Raw genomic sequence first — 12,377 nt, forward strand, 5'->3', positions numbered from 1 at the left:
CCTTCTGAGGCACAGGTGGAACGCCACCCATGCCCCCGATTGCGAATGAGTACCACGGGTTCCTTCCTCGGAACTCGGAAGGAGTGCCGTCTCCGCTGCGCGGGTAGCCCCGACACCGCTCTCGGTGTCGGGGCGTCGCGGCCGCCCGAGGCATCAGCTCACGCATTGCCCATCCCTCCGCGATCGCACATCGAAAGCCTTGGAATTGGCTCGAGTCCCTTGCGACCGCAGACAGGGTCCGGGGGTTCCGCGTCACATGGCCATGCGACGCTGGGCAAAAAAAACTGATCGGCCACCGAATTCTCCGGATTTCCACAATTAAGCCTCGCCCATTTCCTGATCCTATCAAATGAGTCGCGCGGTTCTCCTCCCGTTGAACCCTGCCAGAAACGAACCGCTCGCCCGACCAATCAACTGGCGTACCCCCTGTGTCTCACCCCTCCTTGGAACGCAACCTCCCATGTCCCGCACCACCGTGAAGCAAACCCTCGCCAACCGCCTGAACGCCCTCCTTTCCACCGGTCCGAAGTCGAGCGAAGGGAAAGCGCAATCGAGCCAGAACGCCCGATCGCACGGCCTCTCGAAACTCGGCACCCGCTTGCCCGCCGCCATGCGTGAGGCGATCGAAGCCCGCAAAGCTCAGTGGCGCAACGACTACCGCCCCGAAGGCCCGGCCCAGAATTGGCTCTTTGAGCGCCTCGTGGCCGAATCCGTCCGCCTCGATTGCTGCGACGCCCGCATCGTCGCCACCCGCGCCGAACACGCTGCTCGCGCCTCCGAAAGCTGGGACGACGACCGCGCCGCCGCCATCGCCTCCCTCGCCTCCCGACTCGCCCAGCACCCCGACCGCATCCAGCCCCAATTGCTCCAGAGCAAGCACGGCGTCCTCTGGCTCCTGGAGCGCTGGGATGAGGTCTCCGACTCGCTCGCCCGCCACGAAGGCTGGACCTTCGACACCTGGAACCTCGCCCTCGACCTGCTCGGCGTCCCCGCCTTCGCCCGAGACGGCTCCGGCCCCTGGGATCTTGACCCCGAGGACAAAACCGAGGCCCCCGGCCTCGACCTCGTCGCCCAGTCCACCGCCGCCCTGCGCGCTCGCCTCGACGCCTTCCTCAATGCCCGCGACGAGCGAGCCCAAACCGACGCCGCGCTCGGCCTCAACGCCGACGAGCCCCCCGCGCTCCGCCTTTTGGAACGCTACGCCGCCGACGCCCGTCGCCAGTTCTCGAAACTCCTGAACGAGTTGCGCCGAATCCAGTCCCTCGCCTCCCGGCCCGCCCCCGCCGCGCCGTCCCATCCCCCCGGCCCCCGGCCCGACCGCAATTCCGATCGCTCCCAGCCCGATCCCGCGCCCGCACCGCCCCCGATGGAGCCTCCCGACACGCCGCCGACGACCTCACCCTCACCGGCGCGAAACGAACCCATCGTCCGCCCTTCGATCGGCCGCCCCTCGCTCCGCCAGGCCCTCCCCGGAGCCTCCGCCCCCCTCAACCGCCGCGCCCGCCGCGCCCGGGCCGCCGCCTCCCGACGCTCCTGAACCCCCTCCCTGCCGGCTCCCAACCCAACCGACGGCCAGCGTGCGCGCCGAGCCAGGCCCCGGAATCGAAGGGAGCCACAGAGGAACCGAAGCAGTCTTGAGCCACGGATGAAACACAAATAAAACCGCATATGAAATAATCAAGATAAAAACATACTGCGGATGAGAGATGACACGCTCGGGACAAGCCGACGGCCTCGTTGCCGCCGGTTTGGTTTGCCGATCCATCTCGTTCTCGCTTCTCCTCCCATCCTCCCATCTGTGTTTCATCCGTGTTTCATCCGAGGCTCATCACCTCCCTTCTCCTCCGTCGCTCCTCATCCGCCTCCCGCTCGTTCTCCGTTTGACCGAGGATCAGTGGCCCCATTACGATACTCACGAGACTTCGGGCCGATCACGTTGAGCCGACCGGGGTCGGGTTCCTGGGCCGTTGAGACATCACGGGAGCTTGGGCACATCATGGGGCATCGGGCAGGGCAAGGTCTGGCGGTTGTCGTGGTGATGGTCGTCGGCATGATCGTCTCGGCGGGTTGCGGCAACCGGGGGGGGCCTGAACCGGGCGACCTCGTCGAGCCCTTCGCGGGCGTCTCCCTCCGGGTCGCCGTGCTCGGAGAACCGGCGCTGGTCGGTATGCTCGACGACCGCCGAGGCGAGTGGGAACGCAGCCGAGGCGGCTCGGTCACGATCGAGGCCGCCCCCGACCTCCCTGCCGCCGACGGGGCCGACGTCCTCGTCTTCCCCGGTGACCAGCTCGGCGCCCTGATCGACGCCGACCGCCTCCGCGTCCTTCCCGATTCCCTTGTCACTCCCCCGGATCGCTCGGCCGACCCCGACGCGCCCGCCCCCGTCGAAGTCGGCATCGGCGAGCAGCTTGCCTTCGCTCAGGTCTTCGACGTCTACCGCGAGGAGGTCTCGAAGTACGGCGACGATCGCGTGGCCCTCCCCCTCGGCGGCTCAGCCCTGGTGCTCGTCTACCGGGTCAAGGCCTTTCAAGGGGAAGACCTTGCCGCCGAGGCCGAGGCCGCCGGCGTCAGCCTCGACCCGCCGACCACCTGGGAGCAGCTCGACGCCCTCGCCCGCTTCCTCCACGGTCGCGACGGCAACGGCGACGGCCAGCCCGACGCCGGCATCGCCCTCGCCTTTGCCCCGGATGAGGTCGAACGGCTTGGGGTCGAGACCTTCTTCGCCCGATCCGCCGCCCTCGGCCTGCATCGCGACTACTTCTCCCTCCTCTTCGACCCCGACTCCATGGCCGCCCGCCTCACCGACCCGCCGTTCGTCGAGGCCCTCGACGCCCTCGTCGCCCTGCAAGAGGCCGGGCCGGACGGCGTAGCCTCGTTCGATGCCGAGGCCGCCCGATCAGCCTTCCGCTCCGGCTCCGTCGCCCTGCTCATCGACCGAGCCGAGCGCTACGCCTCGTGGCTCGACGAGGGAGACGAGGCCGAGCTGGGTATCGCCCGCCTGCCCGGCTCCGACCGCATGTTCGAGGCGATCCGGGGGGCGTACGACCCTGCCGATCCCCCGAACCGCCCCGGCTACCTGCCCGGTGGCGGCGGCTGGTTAGTAGGCGTCTCGTCGGCCACCGCTCAGGCCGATCCCGCCGAGGACTTCGCCCGCTACCTGATCGAGCCCGACACGGCCTCCCGGCTCCGGGTCGATCTCCGCGTGCCGATGCTCCCGGTCCGTTCCCCCCTCGTCGGCCAGGGGCCTCCCCTCGGCCGTGACCTGCCCGGCCTGAGCCGTCGCGACTGGTCCGACGCCGTCTCGCGGACCTTCCTGGCCGATCGCGTCTTGGTCGGCCTTCGCATCCCCGGCGCCTCGGGGTATCTGGACGACCTTGCCCAGGCCATCGCCTCGGCCGCGACCGGCGACTCCCCCCCCGCCGAGGCCCTCCAATCCGCCGCCGACGCCTGGGACGCCCGCTCCCGAGACCTCGGCCTCGATCGCCAGAAATGGCACTACCGTCGCAGTCTCAATGCCTTCGTGACCTCCGATCAGCCCCCTCCCCGCTAATCACCCCGCGATTGGCCGATCCATCCCTGACTCTGAATGTCTTCCCTGAGGCTCCGTTCCTGACCTGAGTTGAGTTGAGCAACCGCCATGTCTCTGCCCACCCCCCGAGTTGGATTCTCGAACGAGCGGACCGCGCGGGGTGATGTCGACCTGACGATCGAGCAGTTGTGCAACCTCGACAGCGCTCCCGCGTTTGTCCGACGGGGCCAGGACGTTGAGGAGGCCCTCAATCGCCTGCACGGGCACTGCCGACGGGTCCGGGCCGAGATGCTGGAAATGGTCCACCTTCGCCTCCGGCAATGGGCCGCCGTGGCAGTCGGTCCCGACGATTGGTCCGATCGCTTCGATGGTCCCGTCGCGCCGCTCTGGAGCCTGGCCAACGCCCCGACCGAGGCCCTCTGGGCCGATCGGCCGGCCTCGACTCGGCGTCGTCGGGCTGTGGCTCGCGACCTCATCGGCAGCCTGACCCGGTTCAACCGCCGCTGGTCCCGCCACGTCGAGGAGTTGAATCTCGACCCGATCAACACGCGGATCGAGGCGTACAATCGCTACTACCTGATCGAGAAAGAGCTGCTTATGGGTTCTGCCCGATTGGCATCACACTTCTTTCGTGTTCATCCGTTGCTCCGGGGCGAGCATCTGCTGGAACGCCACCCGCTCCTGCCCATGCTTCAGGCCAGGGGATGACCTGATCAACGGCCCGTCCCTTTGCGGAAGACTCGCAGCGATCGGCTCGATCCACCAGGGCCGGCCGCCTTCGAAGCGGTCTTGGCCTCGGTGGTTGATTGCCGAGCCGCCGGACGATCCTGGCCCAACGCCGATCCTCGGAGCAGGAGCCGTCAGGGTTCGCCCTGGCTTCCAAGCATGTCGAGCGCGTTGAGCGAAGCCGTCGCCTGCTCGACGTTGTTGCGGATGATCTCGAGCATTTCCTCACCAAGTTCTTTCTCAAATTGGGATTTTCGGATTGCGGTCGCGGCCGAGGCAATGGCACTGAGCCGGTTTCGAAGATCGTGCACAACCTCTCGGATGGAGTCGGAATCGCTCATGAGAGCCTCTCGGAGTTGTTGAAGACCAAAGGGCGGCATCGCCGGCATCGTGCTCCCATCGTCGGAGCCTCGCGAACCTCGCCTTCAGTGTATCAGTGCAATTGCCGCGCCGTCAGATCCAGGGAGCACGAGCGTTGCCGGACGAAGGCCCGATCGCGTACCCTGGTGCTTCGCGATCGAGTGTTCGGGAATCGGCGGACAACGCCAGGTGAATGATCGGGAGGAGCACACGGCGGTCATGGACCGGATCTTCCTCGGATCGGCCTTCCTTCATGCGATGCTTCTGCTGGCCGCCTTCGGGTCGGGCCTGTTCGGAGGGGTGGCTGAGGGTTCCTGGCAAGGGCTCCACGATCGGCTCGGACCTGCGGCGACGATGACCGGTGTCCTGGTCAATACGCTCGTGATTGCCAGCATCGGTTCTCGTGAAGCCTGGATTCGCCGGGTCGAGCGTGACGCAGGACTTCCGGGGCGATTCCACTCCCGAGCGATCCGGAACCGCCGACGGGTTGCTCCGCTCGCGGTTGGAAGTCTGGGGCTTCTTGCGATGGCGTCCTGGCTCGGGTTCCAGACCGGATCGAGCAGTCCGGGGTCGCCCTGGAGTCTCGCTCATCTGGGCCTGGCCTCGGTGGCGATCGGCTACCAGGGGGCCTCCCTTGCCGTCTTCACCCTGGCGATTCTCGGTCAGAAGGCGATGACCCGAGCCCTCACGGCTGAAGTCGATCGCCTTCGGCCTCCCCCCTTGATCTCCACCGACCCGGACCCGGCCGCCCCCCCCTCGGTCGCTCCTCCCGCCGATCGCCTCCCGACTGTCTGAACTCGCCTCCCTCCCTTGGTTCTGATTCCGGACCTCTGCAGAGGAACCTCCCCGCCGATGTCGCCGCTGCTGGTCGTCGTTTCCATCGTGCTTGTGGACTTGCTCGGATTCTCGCTGGTCATGCCGCTCTTGCCTCGGTACGCCGAGCAATACGGTTTTGACGAGCGCATGATCGGTGCATTGTTCGCTGCCTTCCCGCTCTGCCAGCTCATCGCCGGGCCAATCCTCGGACGCCTGAGCGACCGCTACGGGCGTCGGCCGATCTTGCTCATCAGCCAGGTCGGCACCACGCTCTCGTTCCTGATGATCGGCCTGACGGATGTCTTCGTCATCATGCTGCTCGGCCGGATGCTCGACGGCTTCTCCGGCGGTAATATACTGGTCGCCCAGGCGTACATTGCCGACGTGACGAAACCGGAGGAGCGAGCCAAGGGGCTCGGCCTCATCGGCGCGGCCTTCGGCGTGGGATTCGTGCTCGGACCGTTGCTTGGGGGGCTCCTTGTCTCGTTGCCGATCGGGCCGGTCTGGAGCCTTCGTCTGCCGTTTCTGGTCGCAGCCGGATTTTCAACACTTGCCTGGATCTTGACCTGGCGATGGTTGCCCGAATCCCGCCCCCCGGGGATCGAGAATGTACCAAGGGCGGCCGTCCGCGCTCCCGGCTGGCAAGGGCTCGTCCGGGCCGTCGGCGATCGAAACGCCCGACCACTCGTCCTCCTCGGGGCGCTGGTCGTCTTCGCCTTCGCCAGCCTGGAGGGAACGTTTAGCCTCTACCTGGAACGCCGGATGGGACGCGGGGCCGGCCAGGCCGCCTATTGGTTCGCTGCGCTCGGTCTGGTCAGCGCGATCATGCAAGGAGGCCTGATCCGTCGTCTCGTACCCAGGTTCGGCGAGCCTCGCCTGATCCCTGTCGGCCTTGCCCTGCTGGCTTCGGGGTTGGCCTCGCTGGCGATCGTGCAAACGACGGCCGGACTGGCATTGGCGGTGGTGCTTGTCGGTCTGGGCCAGGGGCTCGCGGCGCCGACCGTCTCGGGCCTGCTTTCGCGTTCGGTCACACCGAGCCGACAGGGAGCCATCTTCGGAGCCTTGCTTTCGGCGCAAACGTTTGCACGATTGATTAATTATCAGACTGCGAATGAGTTGCTTGCCCGCTACGGACCCTCCGCTCCGTACTGGGAAGGGGCGGTGATCGCCACGCTGGCCTTGCTATTGTCCGGCTGGGCGATTCGGACGGCCCAATCTTCGGGCGATCGAGCGGGTGAAGTCCACCTGGCGAGTGCGGCCTCCAACGCTGACGTCTGAGGGACCTGAACCATGCTCGCTTGGCCTGCTCACGTCTCATCGCGCAGCTCGATCGGGCAACGTCCCCGCGGCGGTTGATTCGAGCGGGTGTCCGCGGTAGCCTCAATGGCCGAAATGGACCCGTTATTCGAATCACCCCGCAGCACAGAGGATCACCCGATCATGGGAGCCGACGCTCGCATCGACGAACTGAAGTTGGAACTGCCCAAGGCCCCGAAACCGGTGGCGACGTACGTGACGGCCAACCGTCACGGGGACTTGCTTTACGTCTCGGGGCACGGCCCGTTGAAGCCCGACGGCTCGATGTACACCGGAAAGCTCGGGGCCGAGCTCGACCTGGAAGCTGGGAAGATCGCCGCGCGACAGGTCGGACTGGCCATTCTCGCCACCTTGCGATCCCACCTGGGGACGCTCGACAAGGTTGAGCGACTGATCAAGACGCTCGCCCTCGTCAATTGCACGAGTGAATTCGCCCAGCAACCTCAGGTGGTCAACGGCTACTCCGACCTGATGCGAGATGTCTTCGGCGACGCCGGCGTTGGGGCCCGGAGCGCATTGGGGACCAACAGCTTGCCAGGTAACATCGCCGTCGAGATCGAGGCAATTTTTCAGATCAAGGACTGACGGAGCAAGGCCCGCTCATCCCATTCCCCCCTCGCGGGAATGGAATGAGCGGGGCTGTTGAGCAGGTGTGCCGCACTTCTCGCAACTCAAGACCAGGGTACGATGAATGCACAAAAAAGCTGAGTACCGATATGTTATTCTTGATTACAATGGCAATTGCTGGCTGGTACAGGACGGTGGAACCCAGAAGACCTCCGGCTTGCCGTCGATGCTGGCCGAGGGGTGGGTGCCCGTCCGAGAAACACCCTTTCATACCGAAGGTACCGTAACACCCTACATTCTCATCCTTTTGGAACAAGACGGCTCCGGCACAAGCAGCGACTTTGGCTTTGCCTGACGGATGCACTCCCATCAATCAACCAAAGAGGGATCGGACCGTGACTCGACCGGGAGGACGACTCGACGGCCGATCCTGCCTGATCGTGGGGGGAACGGGTGGGATTGGACTGGCAACGGCCGAGCGCTTCCTCGCGGAAGGTGCACGTGTGGTCGTCTCGGGGAAGACTCCCGAGGAGGCGAGCGAGGCGATGAGCCGGCTTGGCCCGCTCGGTCCGGTCTGGAGTGAACAGGCGGACGTCTCCGACGAGGACTCGGTCATTGAGTTGTTCGATCGGGCGGTGGCCTGGCTCGGCGAGCGGCTCGATGTACTGGTGCATGTGGCCGGGATCAGCGGCCGACGCTTCGGTGATGGCCCACTTGATGCCTGTACCCTGGACGGCTGGGAAACGGTGATGGGTGTGAATGCCCGCGGTGTTTTTCTGACGAATCGGGAGGCGGTTCGACGGATGATCACAAATTGCCCAGGAGAAAATTTACATGAGTTGACTGGTTTGCGCGGATCGATCGTCAACGTCGGCTCGGTGCTGGCTCGGTCTCCGGCTCCCGACTATTTCGGTACGATTGCCTATGCGGCAAGCAAGGGGGCGATCGAATCGTTGACCCGAGCCGCAGCGGCTCGTTACGCACGCGACGGCATCCGGATCAACCTGATCGCTCCCGGGCTGATCGAAACGCCAATGGCCACGCGAGCCGTCAACGACCTGGCCATCCGGCACTACCTGCATACGAAGCAACCGATGGCCGGTGGTCCCGGATCGGCGCTCGACGTGGCCGAGGCCGCCCTCTTTCTGGCCGAACCGGCCAGTCGGTTTCTGACGGGGGTTGTGTTGGAGGTCGATGGCGGCTGGTCCCTTTCCGATGGTCAACTCTTGAACGGATAACGCAATGGCGGATCGTGAACGGAATGATGTTCTTGCGCAATACCTGGTTGCCGCCCGATCGGCCATTGACGCGATCGAAGCATCCCAGCTTGATGCCATCCGTCAGGTATCCCAGCAGTTTGCGGAGACGATACTTGCTGATCGTTTGGTCCACGTCTTTGGAACCGGCCACTCTCGGATGGCAGTCGAGGAGATGTTTCCGAGGTATGGATCGTTCCCCGGGTTCCATCCGATTGTCGAGTTATCCATGACCTTTCATAATCCGGTGGTTGGTCCCAACGGGCAGCGTCAGGCGATGTTTCTCGAGAATGTGCAGGGTTTTGGGCCGGTCCTCTGGCGGAACTTTGTGACAGACCCGCGCGACTGCGTGCTCGCCATTTCCACAAGTGGTTGCAATGCGGTGACGATTGATGTGGCCAATGAGGCGAAACGTCTGGGAATGACGGTCGTAGCCCTGACCTCGCTGGCTCATAGCGAGGTGTCGACCTCGCGCCATGAGTCGGGGAAGAAGTTGCACGAGGTGGCGGATTTGGTGCTCGATCAGAAGGCCCCGGCAGGGGATTCGAGCGTCTGGATTGAGGGACTCGACACTCCGGTCGCGCCGATCTCGTCCGTCAGCGGTTGCACGATGATCAACCTCGTGAAGGCCGAGGTTGCCCGCCTGCTCACCAAAGCCGGTCGGCCGCCGAAGGTGCTGACCGCCGCCTGCCACGTTGGCACCGATCGGGCACGGACCTTGTTCGACGAGACGTATGACGACTACCGGAGACGTGTGGGCGTGCTCTATCGCTAGGGACGGAACCCTCGATCGCACGCTTCTCGATGAATCCGATTCTGACGCCCCATTCCCATCAGTGATCAGGGTGCCACCTGGCCTCCACAACTGGAGCCGGAACCGGCCGTGCAGCCGTAGCAGTGCAGCCCGGTCACGATCGGTTCGGTGGTAAGGAGATCGAGGTCGAAGTCGGCGATGTGGCGCGGCCGGGTGGGCAGGTCGAGCTGCTGGTTGAAATCGCAGTCGTACAGGGTGCCGTCCCAGGACACCGAAAGCAGACTGCGGCACATGACCCCTTCGGCAGCAGTCGGGTTGTAGGAAGAAATCAGGCGATTCATGTACGCATCGTACTGGTTCGTGCGCATCAAGAATTCCAGGAATCGGTTGATAGGCATGTTTGTAATCACGTAGAGGTGATTAAAGACAATGCCGTATCGGTTGTTGAGTTCGCGGTGGAAATCGGTCTCGATCGAGGCTTGTTTCGGGGGAAGAAACGCGCCGGTCGGGTTATAGACAAGGTGGAGCAGGAGTCCGGAGTCGGGGACTCCATAGCCGAGGCCATTGAGGCGGCGGAGGGCGGCAATTGAGTCGTCGAAGACGCCGGAGCCACGCTGGGAGTCGGTCGAGCGAGGGAGGTAGGAGGGGAGACTGGCGACGGTTTCAACGCGATGCTGGGCGAGAAACTCGGGCAAAGTCTTGAAGCGGGGGACGGTGAGGATGGTCAGGTTGCAGCGATCGATGACGTGTCGGCCGAGGTGTCGAATCTGTTCGACGAACCAGGAAAAGTGAGGATTCAGTTCGGGAGCTCCGCCGGTGAGATCAACGCGGGGAATCCCAGTTGCTTCGAGAACCCGGAGACAGTGGGTCATGGTCTCTCGGGTCATGATCTCGGTCCGATCGGGACCGGCGTCGACGTGGCAGTGTTTACATGTCTGATTGCACATCTTGCCGAGGTTGATCTGCAAGACGTCGATGCCAGTGCGCGTCAGGGGATGAAGCCCATGCGACGCAAGCGACTCGTGAAAGGGCCGAAAGGTTCCGGAGGGCCGGAGGATTCGAAGTTGCTCGTCGACGGTTGCCAGGGGGTGTCCCTGGCCGAGAAGACTGCGGGGCATGACAGGCTCGTGAGTCGAGTCGAAAAGGAAACGGGGGCTGCCCTGATCGTACCATGTGGAGGATGAAAACGGGATCGTTCGCGGGCAAGCGATTGGCAGGACTCAGGAAGAAACGAGATTAGCAGACGCCGTGCGGTTGATTGTCGGAAACGACGGGGAGATGCACCTGTCGAAGGCGATCGACCTTGGCCAGCGCGGCTTCAAGATCGCGGACGAACAGTTCGGCGAGATCGCGGCTCAGGTTCTCTCGGACCACGGCTCGGAGAACGCGAATCTCCTGAGCATTGGGAGGCAGGGGGTAGGCAGGGACAATCCAGCCCCGTTCTCGGAGGGTCTCGGAAAGCAGGTCGAGGGTTTCGGCAGGCTCCGAGGGGTCGGCGAGGGTCAGGGCGACGACGGGAATGGCTCGGGTGTCGCCAAGGCGTCGGAAGCGGCCGATCGCGTCGATCCGATCCTGGAGATACGTGGCATTCTCCATGATATTGCCGACAATCCGGGCGTATCCGGCGAAGCCGAGTCGGAGAAAGTTGTAATACTGAAGCAGAACGGGAGCGCTGGCACGGGAGAAGTTCAGGCTGTAGTTCGACATTTCGCCACCGAGGTAGCTGATCTTGAACACCAGCTCGTCGGGTAAATCGGCGGTATCTCGGAAGACGACCGTTCCAATTCCCGGGTAAACGAGTCCAAACTTGTGATTGGAAACGTTGATGGAGCGAACCCGTTCGAGGCGGAAGTCCCAGACGAGGTCGGGATTGGCGAAGGGAACGATGAAACCGCCACTCGCCGCGTCAACATGAATGGGGATGTTCCATCCGTGCTCGGTCTGGACGCGGTCGAGCAGGGAGGCAATGTCGCTGATCGGGTCGATCTGGCCGGTGAAGGTGGTGCCGAGGACGCAGCCGACGGCGATCGTATTTTCGTCAATGCGGTCGGACACGCCTTGCGGCGTGAGGATGTGGCAATCGGTTGAGAGAGGGGCAACGCGGGCCTCAACATCAAAGTAACGCGTGAATTTTTCCCAGCAGGTATGAACATCTGCGCCGAAGACGACGTTGGGTCGATCGGTGGGAAGCCCCTGGGATTCGCGTCGTTTTCGCCAGGCCCACTTGTGGGCCAGGAGGCCGAGCATGATCGCCTCGGACGATCCGACGGTGCAGGTGCCGACGGGGGTGGCGTCATCCGGGGCGTGGAAGAGGCGGCCGATCATGCTGACGACGCGGTGGTGGATCTCGTCGGTCTGAGGGTATTCGTCTTGATCGATCAAATTTTTGTTCAGAACATCCACGGCTAATCGGTCGGCTTCGGGCTCCATCCAGGTCGTGACGAAGCTCGCGAGATTGAGCGCGGGGTTGCCGTCGAGTTGCAGCTCATCGCGCACGAGACGAGCCGCGACATCGGCGGACATACCGTCGGCGGGGATGCGGTCGCGGGGGATCGAGCGGGAGAAGTCTCGCGAGGCGTAGGTCGGCGACAGCTGGGTCTCGGTGTGGCGAATCGGTTTCATGGGCCTCGGAGCCTTGGTCGGAAGAGCAGAGGAGCTTACATGGAGAGGGAGTCGTGGATGTCCTTCATCTGGACGCCGTGGACCAGGGCGACTCCGGCTCGCAAGGCGGCGGCGACCTGAACGGCCTCAGTCATCTGTTCGAGGTTTGAACCATTCTCAAGACAACTGCGCGTGTAGGCGTCGATACAATAGGGACAGCGCTCGTTGTGTGCGACGGCCAGGGCAATGAGGGCTTTCTCTCGGGCTGAGAGGGCGCCATCCTCGAAGACGGCGCCGTACCATTCCTGGAATTTTTCCCAGAGGGCAGGGGCACCCTCGGCAATTTCCGGGAATCGAGGGAGGTCCTCGGGGTTGTAATAGGACGAGGCCATGAGGGTGTCAACTCCTTTTCGCAGGGCAAGCGAGGCGTGATGATACGGCGATTCGCCGA

Annotated in this window: 13 protein-coding genes; 9 read left to right on the forward strand and 4 right to left on the reverse strand. The window is 64.2% G+C overall.

The genetic code is table 11. The annotated features are described in order from the left end of the window. Positions 1-460 precede the first annotated feature (460 nt). From HG800_RS13715 to HG800_RS13725, 3 genes are all read left to right on the forward strand, one after another. Positions 461-1,537, forward strand: coding sequence for a hypothetical protein (locus HG800_RS13715; RefSeq protein WP_169977206.1), 1,077 nt, complete (start codon positions 461-463; stop codon positions 1,535-1,537). Between the two features lie 459 nt (positions 1,538-1,996). Next, positions 1,997-3,550, forward strand: coding sequence for an ABC transporter substrate-binding protein (locus HG800_RS13720; protein WP_235963684.1), 1,554 nt, complete (start codon positions 1,997-1,999; stop codon positions 3,548-3,550). Positions 3,551-3,637: 87 nt separating this feature from the next. After that, entirely contained in the window at positions 3,638-4,237 is a 600-nt protein-coding gene (locus HG800_RS13725) for a hypothetical protein (RefSeq protein ID WP_169977207.1), read from the forward strand. A 152-nt stretch (positions 4,238-4,389) separates the two neighbouring features. Here the strand turns inward: HG800_RS13725 and HG800_RS13730 are convergent, their stop codons facing one another. Beyond that, the gene (locus HG800_RS13730; protein WP_169977208.1) at positions 4,390-4,596 is read right to left on the reverse strand and encodes a hypothetical protein; all 207 of its coding nucleotides are present in this window, start codon (positions 4,594-4,596) and stop codon (positions 4,390-4,392) included. Between the two features lie 238 nt (positions 4,597-4,834). Between HG800_RS13730 and HG800_RS13735 the strand changes: the two genes are divergently transcribed. From HG800_RS13735 to HG800_RS13760, 6 genes are all read left to right on the forward strand, one after another. Beyond that, on the forward strand, positions 4,835-5,410 hold the full coding sequence (locus tag HG800_RS13735) for a hypothetical protein (RefSeq protein ID WP_169977209.1): 576 nt from the start codon (positions 4,835-4,837) through the stop codon (positions 5,408-5,410). A 57-nt stretch (positions 5,411-5,467) separates the two neighbouring features. Next, positions 5,468-6,709: an MFS transporter gene (locus HG800_RS13740; protein WP_169977210.1), complete on the forward strand. Its 1,242-nt coding sequence runs from the start codon at positions 5,468-5,470 to the stop codon at positions 6,707-6,709. A gap of 162 nt (positions 6,710-6,871) precedes the next feature. Continuing rightward, positions 6,872-7,333: a RidA family protein gene (locus HG800_RS13745; RefSeq protein WP_169977211.1), complete on the forward strand. Its 462-nt coding sequence runs from the start codon at positions 6,872-6,874 to the stop codon at positions 7,331-7,333. A gap of 106 nt (positions 7,334-7,439) precedes the next feature. Further along, positions 7,440-7,670 carry a hypothetical protein gene (locus tag HG800_RS13750; protein ID WP_169977212.1) on the forward strand — a complete coding sequence of 77 codons (231 nt, stop codon included), beginning with the start codon at positions 7,440-7,442 and terminating at the stop codon, positions 7,668-7,670. 40 nt (positions 7,671-7,710) lie between these two features. Further along, positions 7,711-8,553, forward strand: a complete 843-nt coding sequence (locus HG800_RS13755) for an SDR family NAD(P)-dependent oxidoreductase (protein ID WP_169977213.1) — start codon at positions 7,711-7,713, stop codon at positions 8,551-8,553. A 4-nt stretch (positions 8,554-8,557) separates the two neighbouring features. Further along, complete coding sequence (locus HG800_RS13760; protein WP_169977214.1) at positions 8,558-9,346, forward strand: sugar isomerase domain-containing protein; 789 nt, start codon at positions 8,558-8,560, stop codon at positions 9,344-9,346. Positions 9,347-9,411: 65 nt separating this feature from the next. Here HG800_RS13760 and arsS read toward each other — a convergent pair whose 3' ends face one another. The 3 genes from arsS to HG800_RS13775 all read right to left on the reverse strand — a co-directional run bounded on the left by arsS (position 9,412) and on the right by HG800_RS13775 (position 12,318). Further along, positions 9,412-10,443 (reverse strand): arsenosugar biosynthesis radical SAM (seleno)protein ArsS, encoded by a 1,032-nt coding sequence (gene arsS / locus HG800_RS13765; protein WP_169977215.1) that lies wholly within the window; start codon positions 10,441-10,443, stop codon positions 9,412-9,414. A gap of 118 nt (positions 10,444-10,561) precedes the next feature. Beyond that, a complete protein-coding gene (locus tag HG800_RS13770; protein ID WP_169977216.1) occupies positions 10,562-11,947 on the reverse strand; it encodes a glutamate decarboxylase in 1,386 nt (461 codons plus the stop codon). A 35-nt stretch (positions 11,948-11,982) separates the two neighbouring features. Next, positions 11,983-12,318: an arsenosugar biosynthesis-associated peroxidase-like protein gene (locus HG800_RS13775; RefSeq protein ID WP_169977217.1), complete on the reverse strand. Its 336-nt coding sequence runs from the start codon at positions 12,316-12,318 to the stop codon at positions 11,983-11,985. Positions 12,319-12,377 lie beyond the last annotated feature (59 nt).

It is taken from the genome of Tautonia rosea, assembly GCF_012958305.1.
Classification (GTDB): Bacteria; Planctomycetota; Planctomycetia; order Isosphaerales; family Isosphaeraceae; genus Tautonia; species Tautonia rosea.

Excerpts from the sequence above, each read along its gene's own strand:
- HG800_RS13715 (WP_169977206.1), top strand. The coding sequence starts at position 461 with ATGTCCCGCACCACCGTGAAGCAAACCCTCGCCAACCGCCTGAACGCC.
- HG800_RS13720 (WP_235963684.1), top strand. The coding sequence starts at position 1,997 with ATGGGGCATCGGGCAGGGCAAGGTCTGGCGGTTGTCGTGGTGATGGTC.
- HG800_RS13725 (WP_169977207.1), top strand. The coding sequence starts at position 3,638 with ATGTCTCTGCCCACCCCCCGAGTTGGATTCTCGAACGAGCGGACCGCG.
- HG800_RS13730 (WP_169977208.1), bottom strand. The coding sequence starts at position 4,596 with ATGAGCGATTCCGACTCCATCCGAGAGGTTGTGCACGATCTTCGAAAC.
- HG800_RS13735 (WP_169977209.1), top strand. The coding sequence starts at position 4,835 with ATGGACCGGATCTTCCTCGGATCGGCCTTCCTTCATGCGATGCTTCTG.
- HG800_RS13740 (WP_169977210.1), top strand. The coding sequence starts at position 5,468 with ATGTCGCCGCTGCTGGTCGTCGTTTCCATCGTGCTTGTGGACTTGCTC.
- HG800_RS13745 (WP_169977211.1), top strand. The coding sequence starts at position 6,872 with ATGGGAGCCGACGCTCGCATCGACGAACTGAAGTTGGAACTGCCCAAG.
- HG800_RS13750 (WP_169977212.1), top strand. The coding sequence starts at position 7,440 with ATGCACAAAAAAGCTGAGTACCGATATGTTATTCTTGATTACAATGGC.
- HG800_RS13760 (WP_169977214.1), top strand. The coding sequence starts at position 8,558 with ATGGCGGATCGTGAACGGAATGATGTTCTTGCGCAATACCTGGTTGCC.
- arsS (WP_169977215.1), bottom strand. The coding sequence starts at position 10,443 with ATGCCCCGCAGTCTTCTCGGCCAGGGACACCCCCTGGCAACCGTCGAC.
- HG800_RS13770 (WP_169977216.1), bottom strand. The coding sequence starts at position 11,947 with ATGAAACCGATTCGCCACACCGAGACCCAGCTGTCGCCGACCTACGCC.
- HG800_RS13775 (WP_169977217.1), bottom strand. The coding sequence starts at position 12,318 with ATGGCCTCGTCCTATTACAACCCCGAGGACCTCCCTCGATTCCCGGAA.